The organism is Bacillus alveayuensis (assembly GCA_030812955.1).
Classification (GTDB): Bacteria; Bacillota; Bacilli; order Bacillales; family Aeribacillaceae; genus Bacillus_CB; species Bacillus_CB alveayuensis.
Map to the genome: position 1 here is coordinate 99445 of JAUSTR010000005.1, position 25516 is coordinate 124960.

Sequence of the window (25516 nt, forward strand, 5' to 3'; positions counted from 1 at the left end):
AATCGTCTGCATATTGAGAGGTCGTGAAAGACTGATTCTTAAAGCTCCTCTTCTTCATCATCAAGATCTAAGTCTTCGTCTAAATCATCGTCTTCTACGTCGTCGTAATCATCATCTATTAATTCATCATCAAAATCTTCTTCTGTATCATCAAAGTCCTCTTCATCTTCTTCATAATCGTCTAATTCATCAAAATCGAGATCATCATCGATTTCATCGATATCGAGATCATCATCATAAACTTTTTTCGCTTTTTTCTTTTTCGTTTTCACCATTGGCTGTGTTTCTTCTTCAATTTGATCGTACGGATACCAGCTTCTTAAGCCCCAGTTATTTTCACCAATACAAATGAATCGACCATCTATATTGATATCTGTGTAAAATTGAGCAATTCGATCTTCTACTTGTTCTTGTGTTAAATCGAGCAAGCGAGAAATTTCATCCATTAATTCTTTAAAAGTAATCGCTTGTTTTTTTTCAGAAAGAATGAGATAGGCAATTTCTACCATCGACATTTCCTTCAGTTGCTCTGGTGAATATTGCGTTAAACTCAAGGTCTGGCACTCCCTTTCTCGGAATTTCATCTATGTTGGTTGATGGGATTGCTTTGCTGATTCTATCGAAAAAAATGGAATGATAAGTTCAGTATAAAAAGGCAAAACAATCCCTTAATTATGGACAATATGTTAGCATACCATTCATTATAAACAATATTGACAGCTTTATGCCACATTATTTCTTTTAATTTTAAAAAATCTTTGTAAATGTTTTTTATTTTTGGCTCTTTTCTAAAAGATTGCTACTTTACAATCATAGCTTTTCGACTGTCCAAACACGACATGCTTGCTATGTCACACTTTAGTGTGAGTCGAAAAGCAAGAAGTTTACGAAAACAGCCTTATTTTTTTATGTTTATGTATTTTATTTTTACATGATTCGAAAAAAGAAGGGAAGTGGGCTTAAACACACCACTCCCTTCATTACTTTTTACATATTTCGACGATATTGGCCGCCTACCTCATATAAGGCTTTCGTAATTTGTCCGAGGCTTGCAACTTTGACGGTTTCCATTAGTTCTTTGAAAATATTGCCGCCGGATACAGCTGTTTTCTTCAATCTTTCCAAAGCTTCTTGACATTCATGCTGATGCTTTTTCTGGAACTCTCGTAAATTCTGAATTTGTATTTCTTTTTCTTCCTTCGTTGCCCGAGCAAGCTCCATATTATCAACATCTTCCTCTTTTGGTGGATTAGGATTTAAATACGTATTCACACCGATAATTGGAAGTTCGCCAGAATGCTTTTTCATTTCATAATACATCGATTCATCTTGGATCTTCCCGCGTTGATATTGCGACTCCATTGCACCTAACACTCCACCGCGTTCATTAATTCGATCAAATTCCTTTAATACAGCCTCTTCGACAAGGTCTGTCAATTCTTCAATAATAAACGATCCTTGCAGTGGATTTTCATTTTTCATTAAACCATGCTCTTTTGTAATAATAAGCTGAATTGCCATCGCTCTTCGTACTGACTCCTCTGTCGGTGTCGTAATCGCCTCATCATAAGCATTCGTATGAAGAGAGTTGCAGTTGTCTTGAAGGGCCATTAACGCTTGAAGAGTTGTGCGAATATCATTGAAGTCGATTTCTTGAGCATGAAGCGAACGTCCTGACGTTTGGACATGGTATTTGAGCTTTTGGCTTCGCTCATTTGCTCCGTATTTTTCCTTCATCACCGTTGCCCAAATGCGTCTTGCAACACGGCCAATGACTGTATACTCTGGATCAAGCCCATTGCTAAAGAAAAACGATAAATTTGGGGCAAAGTCATCGATATGCATGCCGCGGCTTAAGTAATACTCAACATACGTAAATCCGTTTGCTAACGTAAAGGCTAGCTGTGAAATTGGGTTGGCGCCAGCCTCTGCAATATGATAGCCAGAAATGGAAACAGAATAATAGTTTCTCACTTTATTTTCAATGAAATATTCTTGAATATCCCCCATCATTCTTAAGGCAAATTCGGTTGAGAAAATACATGTGTTTTGGCCTTGGTCTTCTTTTAAAATATCTGCTTGAACAGTGCCGCGAACCGTTTGCAGTGTATACGCTTTCACTTCCTCGTACTCTTCTTTTGTTAATGTTCGATTCAGTTCAGCCTCTTTCTTTTTCACTTGCTGATCAATAGCCGTGTTCATAAACATGGCTAAAATAATCGGTGCTGGTCCATTAATGGTCATGGAAACAGAAGTCGTTGGTGCACATAAATCAAAACCATCATATAGCTTTTTCATATCGTCTAACGTACAAACACTTACCCCACTTTCCCCAACTTTTCCGTAGATGTCAGGGCGATAATCAGGATCCTCGCCATATAAAGTAACAGAGTCAAAGGCTGTACTTAACCGCTTAGCTGAATCTTCTTTTGATAAATAATGGAATCTGCGATTCGTTCGTTCTGGTGTTCCTTCTCCTGCAAATTGACGTTTTGGATCCTCTCCCTCCCGCTTAAATGGGAACACTCCTGCTGTATAAGGGAATGAACCAGGGACATTTTCTTTATACACCCAACGCAGGATTTCTCCGTAATCTTTATATTTTGGCAGCGCCACTTTCGGAATGTCTAAACCTGATAATGATTTTGTTTTGAGCTTCGTGCGAATTTCTTTGCCGCGTATGACCGTTACAAATTCATCTTGATTATATTTATGTTTTAACTCTTCCCAAGAGGAAAGGATTTTTCTTGATTCTGGAGTAAGCTTTTCTTCTAAACGATTTTTCAACGTCTCTAATGAGGCTATCACATCCTCATTTCCTTCTTTTTGCTTCAATGTTTCGATTGAACCTTCAATTTGATATAAGCGGCGTGCTATTTCAGCTTGTTCCTCGACCTTTTTATGGTAATGGCGAACCGTTTCACTAATTTCTCGTAAGTAATAACGACGTTCAGGAGGTATAATTAAATTTTGCTTTTCTACATTTTTGACAGAAGGAAGACTTGATGTCCATTGTTTATTTGCTTTTTCGTTTATTAAGTTTAATAGTGCATTAAATAGTGTGTTCGTACCGGGATCGTTAAATTGGCTGGCAATCGTTCCATAAACAGGCATTTCATCAAGCTCTTTGTCAAAAAGCATATGACTGCGTTGATATTGTTTTTGCACTTGACGTTTTGCATCTTCTGAGCCTTTTTTTTCAAATTTATTAATGACAATTAAATCAGCAAAGTCAATCATATCAATTTTTTCAAGTTGTGATGGTGCACCGAACTCGCTCGTCATCACATACATGGCAATATCACATATTCTTCTTATTTCCGCATCACCTTGGCCAATCCCGCTTGTTTCCACAATGACGAGGTCATATCCTGCTCCTTTGACAATGGCAATCGCATCTTGAATGGCAAGAGACAATTCGGAACGTGACTCTCGAGTCGCTAAACTTCTCATGAAAACACGCGGATTAAAAATAGCGTTCATGCGGATTCGGTCTCCTAATAGCGCCCCACCCGTCTTCTGCTTGGTCGGATCAACGGAAAGGACAGCAATTTTAATGTTAGGAACTTCATTTAAGAAACGGCGTATTAACTCATCTGTTAACGAGCTCTTCCCCGCTCCTCCTGTTCCCGTAATACCAATAACAGGAGCAGAAGAAGGCAAATCTTTTATTTCTTCAAAAACTTGCTCCATCGCTGCAGCTGCTTCTTCCTTTGCCAGCACCTTTGTTTCCGCAAGGGTGATCATTTGTGCAACCGCTTGCACATCCCCCGTTTTCACTTTTTCGACAGACATCATTCCTTCTTGAATCGTCGGAAAGTCGCATTCCTCCATCATTACATTAATCATCCCTTGAAGACCTAATTGCCGCCCGTCCTCTGGTGAAAAAATACGCGCAATTCCATACTCATGAAGCTCTTTTATTTCCCTCGGAATGATGACTCCTCCGCCGCCTCCGTAAATACGGATATGTGAAGCACCTTTTTCCTTTAGCAAATCATACATATATTTAAAAAATTCGACATGTCCGCCTTGGTATGAGGATACGGCAATCCCTTGTACATCCTCTTGAATAGCAGCATTCACAATTTCTTCAACTGAACGATTGTGTCCAAGATGAATGACTTCTGCACCACTTGCTTGCAAAATACGTCTCATAATGTTGATGGAGGCATCATGTCCATCAAATAAACTAGCCGCAGTCACAAATCGAACCTTATTCTTCGGCCGATATATATGTGCCATATTCCATCCCATCCCCTTTAATCTAATTAAGCTTTTTTCTTAGAAGATTTGATTTACAAAAATTTATCGTTGATCAAAATGATTTACTTTTTCGAAATTCCTTTTAAAAGTAAATCTGTTTGCAAAGCAATATACTCTTCTAACGTATACATTTTTCGTAATGCCCAACGGCGAAAAGCCCACATTTGTCCTTGCACAAAGATGTTATGTGCACATAGCTTTTGTTCAGATTTCGTTAAAGAAATCTCCCCTTTATTGACACATCCTTCTAACACTTTTTCAAACATCCCAACCATTTCTAGCTCTTTTTGTAGAACATATGGAAGGGCATCTTTAGAAAGTGACTTAACCTCTTGGTACATAACAAGCACTTCATCTTGCATTTCATCAACAACTTTAAAATAGTTTGCGATCGCTCGTTTTAAACTTTCAATCGTTCCTTGTTTCGTATCAATATCTTGTTCAAGACGTTCCCTGACTTCATCGTAGATTGTGTCACAAACAAGATATAAAACGTCTTCCTTTTGGCGAATATATTCGTAGAGAGTGCCGATACTAAAACCGGCCTCTCTTGCAATCTCCCTTGTTGTCGTGCGATGGAATCCTTTTTCTTTAAATAAATTAACGGCCCCTTTAACCATTTGCTCTCGTCTTTTTTCAATTAGCCTTTCATCTTTTACAGATGCCGGTACTTGACGTTTTGACATAAACAACCACCAAAACCCTTTATTTCGTTAACATTCTTGAAATAACAAGACGTTGAATTTCCTGTGTTCCTTCATATATTTGCGTAATTTTAGCATCACGCATAAAACGTTCGACTGGATAATCCTTTGTATAGCCATATCCCCCGAATATTTGAACAGCTTCTGTCGTTACCTTCATCGCTATATCTCCTGCAAATAGCTTCGACATGGCTGATTCTTTTCCGTAAGGCAGTCCTTCTGATTCAAGCCATGCTGCTTGATAGGTTAATAGTCTAGCTGCTTCTATTTGTGTGGCCATATCTGCGAGCTTAAAGGCAATCCCTTGATTAGCAGCAATCGGTCTGCCGAATTGGTGACGTTCTTTCGCATATTGAACAGCTGCATCAAGAGCTCCTTGAGCGATCCCAACAGCTTGTGCAGCAATACCATTTCGTCCGCCATCCAATGTCATCATGGCAATTTTAAATCCATCTCCTTCCTTGCCAAGTAAGTTTTCTTTCGGAACTTTACAATCTTCAAATATAATTTCAGTCGTAGGAGATGAACGAATACCAAGCTTCTTTTCTTTCTTTCCAACTGAAAAACCAGGAAAATCTTTCTCAATGATAAATGCACTTGTTCCTTTATGCTTTTGAGATGGATCTGTTAATGCAAAAACAACATAAATATCGGCAACTCCACCATTTGTAATAAAAATTTTTGATCCATTTAAGATATAGTGATCTCCTTCTAGCCGTGCCGTTGTCCGCATTGCACCAGCGTCTGATCCTGATCCTGGTTCTGTTAACCCGTATGCACCGATTTTTTCACCGAGAGCCATCGGTTTTAAATATTTTTGTTTTTGTTCCTCTGTACCAAATTTATAAATAGGCCATCCTGCTAACGATGTATGAGCGGATAATGTGACGCCTGTTGAAGCACAGACACGAGAAAGCTCTTCTACTGCAATGACATACGCTAAATAATCACTACCAATGCCGCCATACTCTTCAGGCCACGGAATCCCTGTTAACCCTAATTCCGCCATTTTATCAAAAATTTCCTGATCAAAACGTTCTTCTTCATCTCTTTCAGCTGCCGTTGGTGCAATTTCATTTTCAGCAAAATCACGAACCATTTTTCTAAGCATTTCATGTTCTTCACTTAATTTAAAGTTCATGTTTTACATCCCCCATGTTTACGTTGTTTTTTGTAATCCCCTTAATTTTAAAAAGTAAATTATTTTCACAAGTGTTGATTATCCATTATTTTACTTAGACATACAGAATCGTATGGCTGAACACAAGCTTTTCTGCCACATCCCTCGAACAAGAACGCTAGCGGGCAAATTCATTTGGCCGCTGATGTTCTTGTTCGAGAAGGGCATGCGTATAGCATGCCCAGTCGGCAAGCGATTCGCTTGCCGACTCCGGCAGAAAAGCTAGAAATAGAGCCATCTCAACTGGTTATTATTGGTTAATCAACACGCCTGATTTATTTTAATAAATGCTTGCTAATGACAATGCGTTGAATCTCGCTTGTCCCTTCATAAATTTGACATATTTTCGCATCTCTAAAGAACCTCTCAACGGGGTAATCTTTTGTATATCCATATCCCCCATACACTTGGATCGCTTCTGTCGCAACATTCATAGCCGTTTGAGAGGCAAAAAGCTTCGCCATTGATGCCTCCTTGCCACACGGTTGCCCATTGTCCCGTAAATAAGCAGCTTGATAGGTTAATAATTTCGCTGCTTCTACTTGTGTGGCCATATCAGCCAGCTTAAAACCAATGCCTTGGTTTGCCGCAATTGGCTTTCCGAACTGGCGGCGTTCTTTACTGTAAAAAATCGCATGCTCTAAGGCTGCTTCAGCAATCCCTAATGATTGGGCGGCAATCCCGATTCGTCCAGCGTCTAAATTAGCCATTGCAATTTTGAACCCTTGCCCTTCTTCTCCGATTAAGTTTTCAGCAGGTACAAGCGCATCTTCAAAGGTAATTTGAACGGTTCGCGAACCATGTAGCCCCATTTTTTTTTCGTCTTTTCCGATAATAAATCCAGGTGTATCCTTTTCAACGACAAATGCTGATATCCCTTTGCTGCCTTTTTCATCCCCTGTCCGAGCAAAAACGATATACGTATCCGCTTCTCCCCCATTTGTAATAAACACTTTTGAACCGTTTAATTTATAATAATCCCCTTGTTTAACCGCTTTTGTTTTAAGACTTGCTGCATCCGAGCCAGCACTAGGCTCCGTTAAGCAAAATGCTCCTAAATATTCCCCTTTTGCAAGCTTCGGCACATACTTTTTCTTTTGCTCTTCCGTACCGAAATATAAAATCGGATTCGTTCCAACAGACGTATGAACAGACAAGATTACACCTATTGCTGCACTTACTCGCGATAACTCATGAATCGCAATAATGTAAGAGGTAAAGTCCATGCCAGAGCCGCCATATTCTTCTGGAATGGGAATCCCCATGAGGCCGAGCTCTCCCATTTTTTTTAAAATGTCTCTTGGAAATTCTCCTTCTTCCATTTTCTCAATGTATGGGGCAATTTCACTTTCCGCAAAATCTCGGACCATTCTTCTCATCATTTGCTGTTCTTCTGTAAAGTGTAAGTTCATGTTTCCCATCCCCTTTGATGTCTTTACTCGTAAGTGTAAAACCCTCTTCCTGTTTTCCGGCCAAGCCATCCTGCTTTAACATATTTACGAAGTAGAGGACATGGCCGGTATTTATCGTCTCCAAATCCTTCATGAAGAATCTCCATAATGTATAAACAAGTATCTAATCCAATAAAATCGGCTAATGTTAATGGACCCATCGGATGATTCATTCCAAGCTTCATGACTTCATCAACAGCCTCAGGGGTTGCAACTCCTTCATAGACTGTATAAATGGCTTCATTAATCATCGGCATTAGAACTCGGTTTGATACAAATCCTGGAAAATCATTTACTTCAACTGGAACCTTGTTTAATTTTTTCGTTATATCTTCAATGACTTTGTAAGTCTCATTATTTGTCGCAAGACCGCGAATGATTTCAACAAGCTTCATGACAGGCACAGGGTTCATAAAGTGCATACCAATGACCTTTTCCGGACGCTTTGTGGCTGCTGCTATTTCCGTAATTGGCAGAGAAGAAGTGTTGGTTGCTAAAATGGTATGTTCATTTGTCATTTCGTCTAACTGCTTAAATATGGATATTTTTACATCCATCTTTTCAACAGCTGCTTCAATGACGAGATCGACTTCTTTTGCATCTTCTAAGGAAGTTGTCGTCTTGATTCGAGATAATATTTCCTTTTTTTCGTCTTCAGAAAGACGACTTTTTTCTACTTGCCTATTCAAATTTTTAGAAATGACATTTACTCCTCTTTGTAAAAACTCATCTTTCAAGTCATGAAGAATAACATTATATCCTGCTTGTGCACACACTTGAGCAATACCGGAACCCATTTGTCCTGCTCCTACCACCATGACCTTTTGTACATTCATAAATGAAGTTCAACCCCTTTGTTTATTAGTGAAAAAACATTGTTTTTTATGAAAGGCTCTTTTCTAAAAGATTGTTGCTTTACAACCACAGCTTTTCGACTGTCTAGGCAAGCGACATACTTGATATGTCACACTTTAGTGTGAGTCGAAAAGCAACAAAGTTTACGAAAACAGCCTTATGAAATTGGCTTTTCTTACACTTGTACTAATATAGCGTCGCCTTGGCCGCCGCCGCTGCATATAGAGGCGATACCAAGTCCACCGCCACGACGCTTTAATTCGTAAATAAGCGTCATTAAAATACGTGCTCCACTAGCCCCAATTGGATGGCCTAATGCAACAGCGCCGCCATTTACGTTGATTTTTTCTGGGTCTAGCCCCGCTAATTGCTTGCTAGCTAGCGCAACGGCTGCAAATGCTTCATTAATTTCAAATAAGTCGATATCTTCCACCTTTTTCCCTGTTTTTCGTAAAAGCTCATTAATGACAAGGCCAGGTGTTTTCGGGAAGTCCTTTGCTTCTACTGCGATCGCTGTATGAGCAACGATTGTGGCAAGAGGTGTTTTTCCTTCTCGTTTGGCACGCTCCTCACTCATCAGCACAAGTGCAGCTGCCCCATCATTTACACCTGGTGCATTCCCTGCCGTAATCGTGCCGTCATGATTAAAAACAGGAGCAAGCTGTGATAAGCGTTCTAAGGATGTGTCTTTTCTTGGTGCTTCATCGTGTTCAACAGAAATCGGTGATCCTTTTCGCTTGTGAACTTCAACTGGAACGATTTCTTCTTTGAACTTTCCAGATTCGATGGCTGCAATCGCTCGTTCATGACTTCTAAGTGCCCAACGGTCTTGTTCTTTCCGTGTAATTCCAAGCTCTTTTGCTGTTTCATTTCCATATGTCCCCATATGAACTCCTGTAAAGCTGCAAGTTAAACCATCATGTACCATGGCATCTTTTACCTCACCATCGCCCATACGTAGTCCCCATCTTGCTTTAGGCAATAAATATGGGGCATTACTCATTGATTCCATTCCACCTGCTACAATCAAATCCTCATCTCCAGCACGAATTATTTGATCGGCTAACGTAACACTTCGAAGACCTGAGGCGCACACTTTGTTAATGGTTTCCGTTTTAACATGCCATGGAAGGCCAGCTTCACGTGCTGCTTGCCGAGAAGGAATTTGCCCTTGACCGGCTTGTAGAACATTTCCTAAAATGACCTCTTGTACTTCCTCTGGTTCCACATTGGCTCTCTTTAAAGCCTCTTTTACCGCAATCCCCCCTAACTGTGAAGCGGTAAAAGAGCTTAAAGCTCCCCCGAACTTTCCAAAAGGTGTTCTCGCTGCACTAACAATAACCGTTTTTCCCATCTCAATCTCCCCTTCGTTTTTTCATTTGGCTCTTTTCTAAAAAATTAGCTTTACAGCCTCTTTTCGGCTGTCAGGCAAGCGATACGCTTGATGCGAACCGAACAAAAGTTGATTGCCGGACAAATGGTATTGGTCCGAACGCATGCTTTGTTCGGTTCATGGACAATCGAAAGCAACAAAGTTTATTAAAATAGGACAAATAAACTATCTATACCCCATTGACTGAACGCTCGCTCGATTTACTGCAAAATTTTTTTGTTCATATTCTTCATTTAATGCCTATTTGCCTACTTTATCTCATTCATTGGGACAAAGAGGAGCCTGAATCTTTTAAGGAGACTCCTCTCTATATAAAAGCTATGAAGCTAGCTCTTTTTGAACATCACCAAAAACTGATTTTTCAAGAAGTTCAGCGACATCAAATGTTTTTACTTTATCTTCTACTTCTTTCGCTTTTGTTCCATCGCTTAGCATCGTTAAACAGTATGGACAGCCAGAGCTAATGACACTCGGATTTACAGCTAATGCTTGCTCCGTACGTGCTACGTTTATACGAGCACCTGTATCTTCCTCCATCCACATGAGACCGCCGCCAGCGCCACAGCACATACCTGTCTCACGATTGCGCTCCATTTCAACTAATTTAACACCTGGAATGGACTTGATAATCTCCCTTGGCGGATTATAAACTTCGTTGTAACGTCCAAGATAACAAGAGTCATGGAAGGTAATCGTCTCGTTTACTTCATACTTTGGTACAAGCTTTCCTTCTTTTATGAGCTTTGCTAACAGTTCGGTATGATGATAAACCTCTGCTTCAAGACCGAAATCAGGATATTCATTTTTAAAAACGTTATAAGCATGTGGATCAATGGTAACAATTTTCTTGACGTTATTCTTTTCAAATTCCGCTATATTTTTCGCTGCCAGCTCTTGGAATAAAAATTCATTTCCCAAACGTCGAGGTGTATCTCCTGAGTTTTTCTCTTTATTTCCTAAAATTGCAAATTTCACTCCTGCTTCATTAAGCAGCTTTGCAAATGATAAAGCAATTTTTTGGCTGCGATTATCAAATGAACCCATTGAGCCTACCCAGAATAAATATTCAAACTCGCCGCCTTCTTTTTGAAGTTCTTTTACAGTTGGAACATATACATCTTCTCGTGCTTCACGCCACTTTTCCCGCTCCTTGCGGTTTAATCCCCATGGGTTTCCTTGACGCTCGATATTTTGCATCGCTCTCTGGGCTTCGGGATCCATTTTTCCTTCCGTTAAGACGAGATAACGTCGTAAATCAATGATTTTATCAACATGCTCATTCATGACTGGACATTGATCTTCACAATTTCGACACGTCGTACAAGCCCAAATTTCTTCTTCTGTAATGACATCCCCAATTAAGCTAGGATTGTAGTCAAGTGCTGCTGCAGCTTCTTCTCTTCCCTTTGCTTGTGACATCATTGCCAGTTGATTTCCACGTGTATGAGAAAAAGCAAAGGCTGGAACCCACGGCTGTTTCGAAGTAATCGCTGCCCCTTTATCTGTTAAATGGTCCCGCAGTTTAATGATTAAATCCATCGGCGACAGCATTTTACCTGTACCAGTTGCAGGGCACATATTTGTACAGCGGCCACACTCGACACATGCATATAAATCAATTAATTGATTTTGTTTAAAGTCTTCAATTTTGCCAACTCCAAATGTTTCTTTGCTTTCATCTTCAAAATCAATTTTTTCAAGCTTCCCTGGATTCGTTAATCTACTGAAATAAACATTTGCAGGCCCTGCAATTAAGTGGGCATGTTTGGACTGCGGAACATATACTAAAAACGTTAATAAAATAAGTAAGTGTACCCACCAAGCCACATAAAAAATGACGGCAGCACCAGCTTCTCCTACAAAGCTAAGTAGAAAAGCAAACGATGAGGCTATGGGCTCACTCCATGAAAGCTCATGGCCATGCCATATGATATTCATCCCGTTTCCTAGGAGAACAGATAACATTAATCCACCGATAAAAATCAGTACTAATCCTGATTTAAACCCTCTTTTTAAACGAACAAGCTTTTCAATATATCTTCTATAAAATGCTGCTACTACTGCGACTAAAATGAGGAATGTAACTATTTCTTGGAAAAATGTAAACAATGGATACAGAGGACCGAATGGTAGATGACTATTAGGTACTAGCCCTTTCACAATGAAGTCAATAGCGCCGAATTGGACAAGGATAAAACCATAGAAGAAAATGACATGCACCCATCCCATTTTTTTATCTTTTAACAGCTTTTTCTGTCCAAACACATTTACCCATATTCTCTCTAATCTTTCTTTTACTCTTCCGTCAAACTCTGCTTTTTGGCCAAGTTTAATATAGGAAATTCGCGTTTTTATTAAGTAAGCGAACAAATAAATAGCGTAAGCGGTTACAAACAAAAACGCAATAAAATTCACCCAAAGCAATGTATTCATCAAACTCCCCCATTCTCCCCACAGTCATCACAAAAATTCGAAACGTATAAAATTTTCTGATGTTTCTTACTTCTATTATATATTGAATGAGCATTCAGTCAACACTTTTCTTGCAATTTCATATTTTTTCTATAATGGGGAAAATCTAAATAGAAGGATTTTTTGAATGGGGGAGTCATGGTGAATGCGTTATATTGGGTACTTTTAGGCATAATTTTTCTTTCCATCTGGTTTACATTAGACTATAACTTTGGGAAAAAATACTATGTCAAGAGGAGAAAAAATCACTCCTTTAACAAACGATGGAGCGATATATATTTATACACAGATGGTATTCATTTATATAAAGATTTGTTTACAGATATTGAGAAAAGCCATCAATCGATTCATATATTATTTTATATCGTACGAAATGATTCGGTAGGCCAAAAATTTCTCTCCTTATTATCACAAAAGGCACAAGAAGGGGTGGAAGTTAAATTATTGTTGGATTACATCGGGTCTTTCAAACTAAAGTTTTCAATGATTAAACGATTAAAGGAAAATGGTGTCGATGTAGCCTTTTCACGAAAACCGCGGCTACCTTTCCTGTTTTATACGTTCCAATCGCGTAATCATCGTAAGATTGCCGTCATTGATAGTAAGGTAGGTTATGTAGGTGGATTTAATATTGGAAAAGAATATATTGGACAAAACCGAAAATTAGGTTTTTGGCGTGATTACCATATTAAATGTAAAGGTGAAGGGGTTTATGACCTGCAAACACAGTTTCTTGATGATTGGTTAGAAGCTACTAAAGTAGATCTTCGCCAATCACGAAGTTATTTCCCCCCGTTACATAAAGGAAGTTGCTTACAACAATTTATACCAACTTATGGAAATCACCTTGAATATTATTTTATTTCGCTTATTCGAATGGCAAAAAAGGAGCTTTTTATTTGTTCTCCTTATTTCATACCGAGCCGAAAACTACAGCAAGAATTATTAGCAGCGTTAAAACAAGGTGTACATATTACAGTGATCGTCCCGATTAAATCTGATCATCTATTTGTCAAAGAAGCTTCTTATTCGTATTTTGGCCCACTTCTTAAGTTAGGCTGCAACATTTACCAATACGATGGCGGCTTTTATCATGCGAAAGTCATCGTTGTTGATGATAAATGTTGTGATATTGGAACGGCTAATTTCGATAATAGAAGTTTATTTTTAAACGAAGAAATGAATTGTTTTGTATTTGATCAAGCGTTTATTCAATTAGTGAAAGATGTCATTAAGCATGACCTAAAAAAGGCAAAGAAGCTAACATATGAGCAATACGAAAAATATAAGAATAGCCATCGTATAGAGATTGCTGCTGCTACACTTCTCTTTCCATTTTTATAAATTGGAAGCAAATGAGGAAGACTACTTACTTGTCTTCCTTTTTTAAGCTTTCAAAAGACCTTCTTTCTCCTCATCAATGTAAGGTATTCCCATCTTTTGTACCAAAAAATATCTAATCCTTATTTACATTTTACTAGTTTTTATCTATTATTCTAATGGTTCCAATATTGATATTTTATGGAAATAAAAATTATTTCCAGAACCATTTTAACATTTCAATCGTCATACATAAAGGAGCTAAAGTTATGAACCGGGATGAATATGAATTAGAACTGCAATCGAACCAATAAGTTTGCTTGATCGTTTGTATAAGAAGGAGGCTTCCCAATTGGGACGCCTCTCCTTCCTTTTACATTTGTTCCGGAGCAGATACACCGATTAAGGTTAAGGCATTTTTTAAGGTAATTTGTGTCGCTTTCATTAAAGCTAAGCGTGCCCGAGATTTGTCTTTATTGTCTGGGTCTAACACTTTTTCTGCATTGTAGAAGCTATGAAGCGCAGAAGCTACTTCAAAAATGTAATTCGTAATGCGATGTGGAATTCGTTTTTGTGCCGCTTCCGCCACAGCACTTGGAAATTCGCCTAGCTTTTTCAAAAGTTCTATTTCCTTCTCTGATGAAATTTCGTCAAGCTTAAGCTCACCTTCGAAAGATAGACCTTGCTCTTCGCCTTGGCGGAGGATGCTGCAAATTCTGGCATGAGCATATTGAGCATAATAGACTGGATTATCATTAGACTGTGAAACCGCTAAATCTAAATCAAAATCCATATGAGAATCGCCGCTTCTCATCGCAAAGAAGTAGCGCACCGCATCGAGGCCGACCTCTTCCATTAAATCACGCATTGTGACCGCTTTACCTGTACGTTTACTCATTTTAACCTTTTCCCCATTTTTATAAAGGCTGACCATTTGCATAATTTCTACTTCCAGAACGTCTTGATTATAACCCAGTGCTTGAATCGCCGCTTTCATACGCGGAATATAACCGTGATGGTCTGCCCCCCAAATGTTAATTAATTTATCAAAGCCACGGTCAAGCTTATCTTTATGATAGGCTATATCTGGAGTTAAGTAAGTATAAGAGCCATCTTTCTTAATTAATACGCGGTCTTTATCATCACCGAACGCTGTGGAACGGAACCAAGTGGCCCCCTCATCCTCATAAATATAGCCATTTTCTCGCAACATGTTGAGCGCTTCATCGATTTTTCCACTCTCATAAAGTGACGTTTCGGAATACCAAACATCGAATGAGACACGGAACTCTTCAAGATCTTTTCTCAGCTTGTCCAATTCAAACTTTAACCCATATTCACGGAAAAACTTTAAACGTTCTTCTCTGCTTTCATGAACAAAGCGGTCGCCATATTCCTCTCTAAGCTTATTCCCGATTTCAATAATATCCTCACCATAATAGCCGTCCTCCGGCATCTCCGCCTCTTGGCCAAGCGCTTCCAAATAACGTGCTTCAACGGAAAGCGCTAAGTTATGAATTTGATTTCCAGCATCATTAATATAATATTCACGTGTCACTTCATAACCTGCTTTTTCAAGAATGTTGCATAAAGAATCTCCAAAGGCGGCACCGCGGGCATGTCCTAAATGTAATGAACCGGTAGGGTTTGCCGATACAAATTCCACTTGAACTTTTTCGTTTTTGCCAGCATCTGATTCGCCATAACGATTCCCAGCCTCCATAATGGCAGGGATTAAATCTGTTAAATATTGGTTATTCATATAAAAATTAATAAACCCTGGACCGGCAATGTCGATTTTTTCAATAGAAGCTTTGGATTTATCAAAATTTTTAACTAGATCTTCAGCAATTAAACGCGGGGCTTTTTTGGCGATTCTTGCAAGCTGCATCGCCATATTTGTCGAATAGTCTCCATGCTCTTTGTCTTTCGGAACTTCCAAAATAACCGTTGGGATTTCTTCTTCTTTTGCTAAATTTGCTTTTAAAACAGCTGCCTTTATCTCTTCCTTGAGCCGCTCTTTCACTTGTTCGACAATGTTCATTCACTGTTCCTCCTTGTATTCAATCGTTAATCTATGTACATGTTGTTCTTGTCCAATATCCAAGTGATACTCCAACTTCAGTGTACCACGTTTCGGCTCTTCGTATGAACTCCATAATAATGATTTTGTATGTGTCACAAGCCTCATCATCCCATACGGCGTTTCATAGTTTGTCACCGTTTCAACGTTTTCTTTAAATCGCTGCCGCATGTTAATAGCACCTGAGCGGATTAACAACACTTCCTCATCGCTTATCTTAAGTAATGTTTTGATTTGGCCAAAATCTTGTTCCTCCAAATAAGATAAATAAATATACTTGTCTTTTGTATAGTATTGGCCAGTTGTATAAAATTCAAATTTTTCTTTTTCATTCCCTTGGGCCATTTCATTATGAACATTTATATGAACAGGTATGTTCCTTTGCATTGTACCTCATCCTTAAAAGGCTGTATTAACCCCATAAGTATAAAGATTCTTTGTCGTTTATGCAATAGAATAAGAAAAAGGCTTACTTTGAATACATCATTTCAGTCGATGATATGGAGTAAGCCTTTTCTTGCTATTTTATATTCGTTTTTGCACCCAGCCTAAAATCATTTCCCGAATGAGCTTGCTTGCAGTGTTCGCTGTTTGTTCCGAGTGGTCATAGACAGGGGCTACTTCGACTAAATCAGCTCCAACTACATGGATATCGGAGCGTGCAATTTCACAAATGGCCGCAAGCAGTTCTTTTGACGTTATTCCACCAGCATCTACAGTGCCAGTACCTGGGGCAAATGCCGGGTCTAATACATCGATATCAATTGTAATGTATACAGGTCGTCCAGCCAGTTTTGGAAGAACTTCCTGCAACGGCTTGAGCACTTCAAATTTTGCAATGTATAATCCTGCCTCTTTTGCCCATTCAAACTCTTCTTTCATCCCGGAACGAATGCCGAATGAAAAAATATTTTCCGGACCAATAAGCTCTGCCGCTTTACGAATTGGTGTTGAATGGGATAACGGCTCCCCTTCATACTCAACACGTAAATCCGTATGGGCATCCATGTGAATCACAGCTAAATTCGGATACTTTTTGTACATTGCTTTAATGACAGGCCAAGAGACTAAATGCTCCCCGCCCATTCCTAATGGAAATTTGCCTGCTTCTAAAATTTTGTCAACAAACTGTTCGATCATGTCTATACTTCTTTGCGCATTACCAAAAGGCAAAGGAATATCACCGGCATCAAAATATTTTACTTCGTCTAACTCGCGGTCTAAATACGGGCTATATTCCTCCAATCCGATCGATACCTCGCGGATGCGTGCAGGACCGAAACGTGAACCAGGACGATAGCTAACGGTCCAATCCATCGGCATCCCATAAATGACGGCTTCGCTTTCCTCAAAGGATGGATGGCTTTTAATAAATACATTTCCGGAATATGCTTCATCAAAGCGCATAATGCCCCACCTTTCCAATTTCCATATTACTTAATTAAATCTTCAACAAATTTCGGTAAAACAAAGGCGGCTTTATGGATATCTTTTGTGTAATATTTTGTCTCCATTGGATGGAAGCGGTCGTCACGAACAGCTAATGGATCGTATTTTTTTGAGCCTAATGTAAACGTCCATAATCCGCTCGGATATGTCGGGATGTTTGCTGTATAAAGACGTGTAATTGGAAAAATTTCTTTTACATCTTTATAAACATTTGTAATTAAATCTGCTTTAAACCAAGGATTATCTGTTTGTGCGACAAAAATCCCATCCTCTTTTAACGCTTTTGCGATACCTGCATAAAAGCCTTTCGTAAATAAGTTGACTGCTGGACCAACTGGTTCTGTTGAGTCAACCATAATACAATCATATTCATTTTCACTTTTGGCAATATGCATAAAACCGTCATCCACTTTTACTTCAACTCTAGGGTCATCCAATTTCCCCGCAATTTCAGGCAAATATTTTTTCGAATACTCAATCACTTTTCCATCAATTTCAACTAGCGTCGCCTTTTTCACGCTCGGATGCTTTAACACTTCGCGGATGACACCACCGTCACCACCGCCAACGACTAATACATTTTCTGGATTTGGATGAGTGAATAGCGGTACGTGTGCAACCATTTCGTGGTAGACAAATTCATCTTTTTGAGAGGTCATCACCATACCATCTAAAAAAAGCATATTGCCAAACTCTTCCGTCTCCACCATGTCAAGCTTTTGAAAATCTGTTTGTTCTGTATGTAAAGTACGTTTTACTTTTATCGTAATCCCAAAATTTTCCGTTTGCTTTTCTGTATACCAAAGTCCACCCATTTTCATTCTTCCTTTCAATATTGTAGTTTGACGATTTTGTTAAAGCTATTCTTTCGAAACAAGCTAAACGGTCTTTTTCGTATTTTCCCCAAACAATGAATGGTCATTCTATTTTTAAAAGATTCAAACCACACAAAAAGTATAGAGGAATCTAGCAAAATTGCAAAGAAAAAATTTCATTTTTTCATAGGTTGAAGTTTAAAAAACTTCTCTTCAACTCATACTGAATAAAAAATAGCCCATCTTGTGAAACGGTTCCCATTAAATAAACAAAACCCATTTTTTTATTGTCTATATTATGAAGGAGGTTTGCATCAATGGAAGTCATCACTCCTAAACGGCTTAGATTAACCGTGAAGACAATAAGAGCTTTATTTTTTATTCAATTTATTGGTGTTATTTTTTTATTACTTTTGATCACGATCGTTTTATGCATAGCTAAAATACAAGGAGCGCCTTCCTTAGCTGTTCCACAATCGACTGTCATGTATGCAAATGACGGGACAAAAATTGGTGAAACACATCATGGCCAGAAGCGATTTTGGGTAAATCTTCAAGATATTTCCCCCTTTTTAATTGAGGCAACGATTGCTATTGAAGACCGAAATTTTTATGACCATCACGGCTTTGACTATAAACGAATTGCTGGGGCTTTTGTTGCTGATTTAAAGGCTATGGCAAAAGTACAAGGAGCTAGTACGATTACACAGCAATATGCCCGCAATTTATTTTTAGAGCATGATAAAACATGGAAGCGGAAGCTAGCGGAAGCATTTTACACCATCCGCCTTGAAATGAATTTTAGTAAAGAAAGCATTTTAGAAGGATATTTAAACACCATTTACTATGGACACGGAGCGTATGGTATTGAAGCAGCATCGCGGTATTATTTTCATAAACATGCAGGTGAATTAACATTGGCGGAAGCGGCAATGCTTGCTGGGATCCCAAAAGGGCCTAGCTACTATTCCCCATATACTCATTTTTCACGGGCGAAAAAGAGGCAAGAGCTTATTTTAAAAACAATGGAAAAAGTAGGTTATATTACAGAGCAAGAAGCCAATACAGCGATCCATGAAGCGATCAAGCTTAGAGAACACAAAAAAGAGGAACATGCTAACTTGGCTCCTTATTTCCAAGATGTTGTTCTTCAAGAAATAAAAGAAAAGCTTCAAGTAGATGAGATGTTTATACAAACAAAAGGACTGCAAGTTTATACAACATTAGATTCGACTTTACAGAAAATTGCCGAAGAGACCATGAACAAGGTAATCGCAAAAGAATCGGATATTCAAATTGGTTTCGCTGCCATTGATCCTGAAACCGGTCAAGTGAAAGCGCTCATTGGCGGACGAGATTATGATAAAAGTCCTTTTAATCGAGCCATTCAAGCAAAACGGCAGCCGGGCTCAACGATGAAACCTTTTCTTTATTATACAGCTATTGAAAATGGGTTTACCCCGTCAACTGTTTTAAAAAGTGAACCGACAACGTTTAGTTTTAATAAAGGGCAGTCAACCTATCAACCGAGTAATTTTCATGATTATTATGCTTATGATGATATTACATTGATGCAAGCTCTTGCTTTATCAGACAACATTTATGCTGTTAAAACCCACCTTTTTATGGGCATGGATAAGCTAATCGAAACAGCTAGAAAGCTTGGCATCAATAGCTCATTGAAAGAAGTGCCATCCTTAGCACTCGGTACTTCTCCAGTAAATGTCATCGAAATGGTGAATGCATATGGGATGATAGCAAATGGAGGGCATAAAATTGAACCGACGTTTATTAAACGAATTGAAGATGCAAAGGGAAACGTGCTATATGAGTTTAAAAAGGAGTCTGAGCAAATTCTTAATAAACAGGCAGCCTTTGTTCTCACCCACATGATGACAGGCATGTTTGATGAGAAGCTAAATGGATATACAACCGTCACTGGACAAAAAATCATTGATCAGCTTACACGCCCCTATGCTGGCAAATCAGGGACAACAAACGCTGATAGTTGGATGATCGGCTTTACTCCACAGCTTGTCGCAGGGGTTTGGACAGGATATGACAAAGGAAAAAACATTCATCAAGTCCATGAACGCATGTATGCAAAGGAAATTTGGGCTACCTTTATGGAAGAAGCCTTAAAAGATCAACCGGTAAAAGGATTTCAGCCACCAGAAGGGGTAATCGGCGTAAATGTTGATCCTTCAAATGGACTTTTAGCAGCACCTGGATGCCCCGTTTCTCGCTTAACGTATTACATCAAAGGAACAGAGCCGACTGAATATTGTATCGATCACATTGATTTCAAAGATGAAAAACAAGGTGACGAGCCAAAGATAAATGAAGAGAAACCATCCATATGGAAAAAGCTCATTCCTTGGATGTAAAAAAATGAAAACCCCCGGATCTATTAAATAAGACCGGGGATTTTCATGTCCTAGTTTTATAAGTTTAACTTTAGTCTACTTATTTTTTTCTGAAACCTCAATAAATTGCGGATTTGTTCACAATTTCGTCAAATTCCTCATTGAACAGAAAGGCCTTTTTTCAATTCTTCACTAGAAAGCTCCCACATTTTTTCATCATGATTTTTTAAAAAGTTTGCAAGAATTTTTTTCGAGCGGTCGTCCATATGATCAACAATAATATGGCGTTTTAACGATTTATCCATGCGATTGACGTGCTCTGGAAGCGACTTATAGCCACGTCTTGCTTCACGGTCAACGGTGAGCTCGCATGCGGCAACACCGGCATAATACGGCCCTTCCTCTTTGCGGTCAACCGTCACCCAAACGAGCCAATACGGCTTTCCGTTTGGAACATCTTCTTTAACATGAGTAAATTTTATCCCTCTTTCAACTTGACTGCGTGCATGCATCGCACCGATATCAACGAATGCTTCTCCTTCTTCAATGTCGATAAAAACAGGAGAAACATTTTCTAAGCTTAAGGCTCCGACGCCAAAGCCTTTATGTCCATCGGTTGGATCATTTTTAATAATGTTAAAACCAATATTTTTCTTCTTTTTTTCTGTCATCATCCTATCCTCCTTGTTAAGAAAAGAACGGTTGTAAGATTAAATGGAAAAATAAAACGGTTGCTTCCCGTCCGTGATAAAGTACTGGATCAATCAAATATTGGTCTAAAGGTGTTAAAACAATAATGAAAAAAATTAAGATGCCATAATTCTCATATTGTGTCAGCTTTGCCCGAATATGTCTCGGTGCTAAATCCTCAATGATTCGATAACCGTCTAGCGGTGGGAAAGGGAGTAAATTAAAAAGAAAGAGTATGATATTTAATGATACTAGTATATTTAAAAACTTATCAATGATCCTTGCCATTTCAACTGGCATCATTTCAGCCACACCTGATGCCATTATGTTGAGAAATAAAAATCCGATAAAGGCGATGACAAGGTTGCTTAACGGACCGGCAACGGATACGAGCACTCCTGCAAGACGAGGCTTTTGAAAAAAGAAACGGTTCACAGGAACAGGTCTCGCCCAGCCGAAGCCTGCTAAAAAAATTAAAATCGTCCCAAAAGGGTCAAGGTGAGAAATAGGATTTAACGTTAACCTTCCTTGATTCTTGGCTGTTGGGTCACCAAACTTATATGCTACATAGGCATGGGCAAATTCATGTAGTGTAAAGGCAATGATAAGCGCTACAATGACATATGGCAATAAATCAAAACCATAATATAAAAAAGGCACTTTTTAAGCCTCCCATCTCAACAAATCGATCTATATCAAGTATACTATATTTTGAATACTATTACATTTCTTCCCGTTTGATACGTCCGTTATTCTCTAACGGCCATGTTAGAGCCTTGCACATGCAAACATTCGTTAAGCCTAAATACGTATCAACGCTCACTTTTTTATATCGCAACAGAAAGGGGACTGACCATGCCTTACGTAACAGTGAAAATGCTAGAAGGTCGTACGGAGGAACAAAAAAAAGCTCTCGTAGAAAAAGTAACCGAGGCCGTTTCTGAAACAACTGGTGCTTCTAAAGAAAAAATTGTCGTATTTATTGAGGAAATGAGCAAAAATCATTATGCCGTTGCTGGAAAGCGTTTAAGCGACGAATAATCTTAAGAGGCTGTCTCATAAGGGTCTGACCTCACGCAGCCATCACAATATATAGTTACTTTTCTTCTGAATTAAGCGCTATATATTGTATTGGTATTGTGGGGTCAGGCCCTTTTGGTTCGACATGCTCCTTATTGAACAACTTTTTTTCTCAAGGATTCAATATATTGAAAGGCTTCTTCAATTTCTCCTTCGGTGTATCGCTGCTTGCTTTTGAGTGTGAATACTTTTTCTATTATTTCCTCTTTCGTTAGCTCTTCAAAATATAAAATCGTTGAAACGAGCTCTAAAAAGCGGGCTGACTGAGCATTAAGGTCCATCATGCAATCTTGTAAATGAGGAATGCTCATATCATAATGGCTTAAAAACTCCTCGCCTGCTTTTGTCAGTGTATACTTATATTGATAATAACCGCCCTTTTTTTCCCGCACCTCATCAATAAATCCTAAATTGCATAATTCTTCAATTCTTAATGTAAGCTCCTCTGAGTATGGACCATAAAAATGGAAGTTATATTTCTCGTAAAATGGAAAATTTAGCTTTTTCGCTATATATATAATCTTTTGAAGCTTTTTGCGTCCGATAATTTCTTCAGAAATCGCAAATACCTTCATCAGCTTTGCATGTTCTTTTAGCACACCCCGTCATCTCCTCATGAAAAAAATAATCCATTTATTTATGCAGCTGCAAAAGGCTGATAATTTTCTTTTTTATATTTCGTTTCGACGAAAAATCATTTAATAAATCAAGTGGAAAATATAATTTATGATCCGTTCTTCTTTTCCCTGAAATAGCATCAACAATTTCCGACTCTCTTGAAAGCTCACGAATTTCTCCATTTTGCATCAGTAAATGGATTGGTAAACGTTCTTCCTCTTCACCTGGACGGTAAAAATCGTAAGGAAGGTCTGATGATGAATCAACGACCAAATAATAGTCCGGATCGATCCCCGCTTTTTTAAACAACGACGTTAGTTCCATAAGTCTCATCAACTGCTCATTTGTCGGATGAAATTCTACATATTTAAACAATATCCGATTGATAAATCGTTTGCATAAGTCACTTAAGATCGGATCGTCTTCATCTTGCCATTCTTGAAAATAAAAAAGAATAATCGATTCATCTAATTTTAAGTAATCTTCAATCGTTACCTTTTCTGAAAAAATGGAATAAAAATGCTTAGGCTTACATTTAAACGGATAGCCGTCTTCATAAAGGGCTTTAGCTCGGTGAAGAATTTTCGTTAATATGACTTCTGCGCTTCTCGTAACCGGATGGAAGTATACTTGCCAATACATTTGATAGCGGCTCATGATGTAATCCTCGACGGCATGCATACCACTATACTTAATCACAACCTGGTCTTCACGCGGGCGCATCAAACGCAAAATCCGTTCCATATCAAAATGTCCATAGCTTACCCCAGTATAAAACGCATCACGCTGAAGGTAGTCCATTCGATCAGCATCAATTTGGCTAGAAATTAAGCTGACAACTTGTTTATTCGGGTACGTTTTAGCAATCACTTCGGTTACCTTCTTTGGAAAATCAGAGCCTATTTGCGAAAGAACACGGTTTATTTCCGTATTTCCTAAAATAATAGCTTGTGTAAAAGCTTCGTGATCTAAATGAAAGACTTTTTCAAACGAATGTGAAAATGGCCCGTGCCCTAAATCATGTAAAAGAGCGGCACATAAGCTTAAGAGACGTTCATCTTCATCCCACTCTGGTCGTCCTTGAAAAACATCATCGACAATCCGTCTGACGATTTCATAAACACCGAGGGAATGATTAAAGCGGCTATGCTCCGCTCCGTGAAAGGTTAAGAAAGTCGTGCCAAGTTGTCGAATTCTTCGAAGGCGCTGAAACTCTTTCGTTCCTATTAAATCCCAAATTACTTTATCACGCACATGAATATAACGATGAACCGGATCTTTAAACACTTTTTCTTCCGATAATTTTTCGTTCGGGTACGCCATTATCTTCCCTCTTCCATCATGACATGGTTTTATTATATCTCTTTTATTTCGACAAGGATAGTACGGAAATGTCAAATATTACTATTCATATAATATAATGAAAAGGCTGTTTTCGTAAAACTTGTCGCTTGCCTAGACAGTCGAAAAGCTATGGCGGTAAAGCAACAAATCTTTTAGAAAAGTGCCAATGAAAAAAATCACCATTGCAGAAATGGCTCCTACATGGTGATCGGTTATTTTCCTAATTTTTTCGTAATTTTTTCAATTAACTCATCTTCATTCGGTGCAGAGATGGGACGATTATTGACAAATGCGAATGACTTCTTACGTCCAGGTCCGCAATAAGACTGACAGCCTATTTTAATTGTCGCATTTGGATCTATCTTCTTTAACCGCGGCAACAACGTTTTTAAATTCGTTGCTTGACAATCGTCGCATACACGGAACTCATTCGCCATGATTAAAACAACCCTTTCATCTATGTCATGCTCTCGGGTATTTTACCTCTTATTGATTATCAAATCAAGTCATGTTTCAAATATGCCATGTAGAGAACGTTTTCCTTTCAAACCCTCCTTCGTTTGCTAATAAAATGTGTATTTCTTCTGATCTTCAAATAAAAATCTACTATCCTTGTATAAAATTTTCCAGAGAGGGAGAAGATGTAGGTAGATGCACAAAATGATTGTCATTCATTGTTTCTTTCTATCATTCAAGAAAGTAATCTTTAAAAGGGGAGTTGAGAAAATGAAAAAAAGACAAGATGCTTGGTCAGAAGAAGATGATTTACTCCTTGCCGAAACCGTTTTACGGCATGTTCGAGAAGGAAGCACTCAATTAAATGCTTTTGAAGAAGTTGGTGATAAATTAAATCGCACCTCTGCAGCATGCGGCTTCAGATGGAACGCTGTTGTTCGCCATAACTATGAAAAAGCATTACAGCTTGCGAAAAAGCAACGTAAACAAAAAATGCGAGCTTTAGGTAAAGGTCAGCCTGCTAAAAAACGGCTTCTTTACACACCACCTGAACCAGCTTTAGAGATGGAGAATTTAAATCTTCCAACAACTTTAGAGAATGATAATCAGCAAGAGGCAAAGGTCAACGCACCTTCATCACAAATAGTCGACGTAAAAGATTTAACAATGGATCATGTCATTGAATTTCTCAAATCATACGAAGGAAATCAGCAGCACGTATCAGCACTTAAAGAAGAAAACAACCGCCTCAAACAACATAATGAAGAGTTGCAGAAGCAAAATGAAGAATTAGAGAAGAAGATTGCTAAACTTGAGCAAGAATCACAAACTGTACAAGAAGACTATGAAACACTTATGAAGATTATGAATCGCGCAAGAAAGCTTGTCCTTTTTGAAGAAGAGGAGCGACCAGCAACAAAGTTCAAAATGGATCGCAATGGAAATCTTGAAAAGCTAGCCGAATAACATAAAGG

General features: G+C 38.6%; 21 protein-coding genes. 4 read left to right on the forward strand and 17 right to left on the reverse strand.

From position 1 onward, the window contains the following. Nucleotides 1–38: 38 nt before the first annotated feature. From rpoE to J2S06_RS08575, 8 genes are all read right to left on the reverse strand, one after another. Complete coding sequence (gene rpoE / locus J2S06_RS08540) at nt 39–554, reverse strand: DNA-directed RNA polymerase subunit delta (RefSeq protein ID WP_044894351.1); 516 nt, start codon at nt 552–554, stop codon at nt 39–41. 433 nt (nt 555–987) lie between these two features. Continuing rightward, nucleotides 988–4245, reverse strand: coding sequence for a fused isobutyryl-CoA mutase/GTPase IcmF (gene icmF / locus J2S06_RS08545; RefSeq protein ID WP_419152010.1), 3258 nt, complete (start codon nt 4243–4245; stop codon nt 988–990). 83 nt (nt 4246–4328) lie between these two features. After that, a complete protein-coding gene (locus J2S06_RS08550; protein ID WP_044894349.1) occupies nt 4329–4952 on the reverse strand; it encodes a TetR/AcrR family transcriptional regulator in 624 nt (207 codons plus the stop codon). Between the two features lie 19 nt (nt 4953–4971). Beyond that, the gene (locus tag J2S06_RS08555) at nt 4972–6111 is read right to left on the reverse strand and encodes an acyl-CoA dehydrogenase (protein WP_044894348.1); all 1140 of its coding nucleotides are present in this window, start codon (nt 6109–6111) and stop codon (nt 4972–4974) included. A 314-nt stretch (nt 6112–6425) separates the two neighbouring features. Beyond that, nucleotides 6426–7562, reverse strand: coding sequence for an acyl-CoA dehydrogenase (locus tag J2S06_RS08560; RefSeq protein ID WP_419152011.1), 1137 nt, complete (start codon nt 7560–7562; stop codon nt 6426–6428). A 23-nt stretch (nt 7563–7585) separates the two neighbouring features. After that, nucleotides 7586–8437, reverse strand: a complete 852-nt coding sequence (locus J2S06_RS08565) for a 3-hydroxybutyryl-CoA dehydrogenase (protein WP_419152012.1) — start codon at nt 8435–8437, stop codon at nt 7586–7588. 194 nt (nt 8438–8631) lie between these two features. Then, nucleotides 8632–9810 (reverse strand): acetyl-CoA C-acetyltransferase, encoded by a 1179-nt coding sequence (locus tag J2S06_RS08570; protein WP_419152013.1) that lies wholly within the window; start codon nt 9808–9810, stop codon nt 8632–8634. A 357-nt stretch (nt 9811–10167) separates the two neighbouring features. Continuing rightward, nucleotides 10168–12282, reverse strand: a complete 2115-nt coding sequence (locus J2S06_RS08575) for a (Fe-S)-binding protein (RefSeq protein WP_044894344.1) — start codon at nt 12280–12282, stop codon at nt 10168–10170. 180 nt (nt 12283–12462) lie between these two features. Here J2S06_RS08575 and cls point away from each other — a divergent pair, with 180 nt between their 5' ends. Further along, nucleotides 12463–13665: a cardiolipin synthase gene (gene cls / locus J2S06_RS08580; RefSeq protein ID WP_419152014.1), complete on the forward strand. Its 1203-nt coding sequence runs from the start codon at nt 12463–12465 to the stop codon at nt 13663–13665. Between the two features lie 349 nt (nt 13666–14014). Here the strand turns inward: cls and argS are convergent, their stop codons facing one another. The 4 genes from argS to speE form a co-directional block, all read right to left on the reverse strand. Further along, nucleotides 14015–15685 carry an arginine--tRNA ligase gene (argS, locus tag J2S06_RS08585; protein ID WP_419152015.1) on the reverse strand — a complete coding sequence of 557 codons (1671 nt, stop codon included), beginning with the start codon at nt 15683–15685 and terminating at the stop codon, nt 14015–14017. Continuing rightward, nucleotides 15686–16111, reverse strand: coding sequence for a YwiB family protein (locus J2S06_RS08590; RefSeq protein WP_044894339.1), 426 nt, complete (start codon nt 16109–16111; stop codon nt 15686–15688). Between the two features lie 138 nt (nt 16112–16249). Continuing rightward, nucleotides 16250–17131: an agmatinase gene (gene speB, locus J2S06_RS08595; RefSeq protein ID WP_044894338.1), complete on the reverse strand. Its 882-nt coding sequence runs from the start codon at nt 17129–17131 to the stop codon at nt 16250–16252. Nucleotides 17132–17157: 26 nt separating this feature from the next. Beyond that, on the reverse strand, nt 17158–17988 hold the full coding sequence (gene speE / locus J2S06_RS08600) for a spermidine synthase (RefSeq protein WP_044894337.1): 831 nt from the start codon (nt 17986–17988) through the stop codon (nt 17158–17160). Nucleotides 17989–18305: 317 nt separating this feature from the next. Between speE and J2S06_RS08605 the strand changes: the two genes are divergently transcribed. Continuing rightward, the gene (locus J2S06_RS08605) at nt 18306–20375 is read left to right on the forward strand and encodes a transglycosylase domain-containing protein (protein ID WP_419152016.1); all 2070 of its coding nucleotides are present in this window, start codon (nt 18306–18308) and stop codon (nt 20373–20375) included. Nucleotides 20376–20512: 137 nt separating this feature from the next. On the opposite strand, the gene J2S06_RS08610 is transcribed toward J2S06_RS08605, so the two are convergent. Both J2S06_RS08610 and J2S06_RS08615 read right to left on the reverse strand, forming a co-directional pair. Further along, the gene (locus tag J2S06_RS08610; protein WP_044894335.1) at nt 20513–21025 is read right to left on the reverse strand and encodes a YwhD family protein; all 513 of its coding nucleotides are present in this window, start codon (nt 21023–21025) and stop codon (nt 20513–20515) included. 16 nt (nt 21026–21041) lie between these two features. Continuing rightward, nucleotides 21042–21704 carry a site-2 protease family protein gene (locus J2S06_RS08615; RefSeq protein WP_419152017.1) on the reverse strand — a complete coding sequence of 221 codons (663 nt, stop codon included), beginning with the start codon at nt 21702–21704 and terminating at the stop codon, nt 21042–21044. Nucleotides 21705–21809: 105 nt separating this feature from the next. Here J2S06_RS08615 and J2S06_RS08620 point away from each other — a divergent pair, with 105 nt between their 5' ends. Then, the gene (locus J2S06_RS08620; RefSeq protein WP_268753042.1) at nt 21810–22085 is read left to right on the forward strand and encodes a 2-hydroxymuconate tautomerase; all 276 of its coding nucleotides are present in this window, start codon (nt 21810–21812) and stop codon (nt 22083–22085) included. Between the two features lie 131 nt (nt 22086–22216). Here J2S06_RS08620 and J2S06_RS08625 read toward each other — a convergent pair whose 3' ends face one another. From J2S06_RS08625 to J2S06_RS08635, 3 genes are all read right to left on the reverse strand, one after another. Continuing rightward, nucleotides 22217–22723, reverse strand: coding sequence for a YwgA family protein (locus tag J2S06_RS08625; RefSeq protein WP_044894332.1), 507 nt, complete (start codon nt 22721–22723; stop codon nt 22217–22219). Between the two features lie 34 nt (nt 22724–22757). Then, a complete protein-coding gene (locus J2S06_RS08630) occupies nt 22758–24065 on the reverse strand; it encodes an HD domain-containing protein (RefSeq protein ID WP_419152018.1) in 1308 nt (435 codons plus the stop codon). Nucleotides 24066–24298: 233 nt separating this feature from the next. Next, nucleotides 24299–24523 carry a YuzB family protein gene (locus tag J2S06_RS08635; protein WP_044894330.1) on the reverse strand — a complete coding sequence of 75 codons (225 nt, stop codon included), beginning with the start codon at nt 24521–24523 and terminating at the stop codon, nt 24299–24301. Nucleotides 24524–24812: 289 nt separating this feature from the next. Here J2S06_RS08635 and J2S06_RS08640 point away from each other — a divergent pair, with 289 nt between their 5' ends. Beyond that, nucleotides 24813–25508 (forward strand): RsfA family transcriptional regulator, encoded by a 696-nt coding sequence (locus J2S06_RS08640; RefSeq protein WP_419152019.1) that lies wholly within the window; start codon nt 24813–24815, stop codon nt 25506–25508. Nucleotides 25509–25516: the final 8 nt, after the last annotated feature.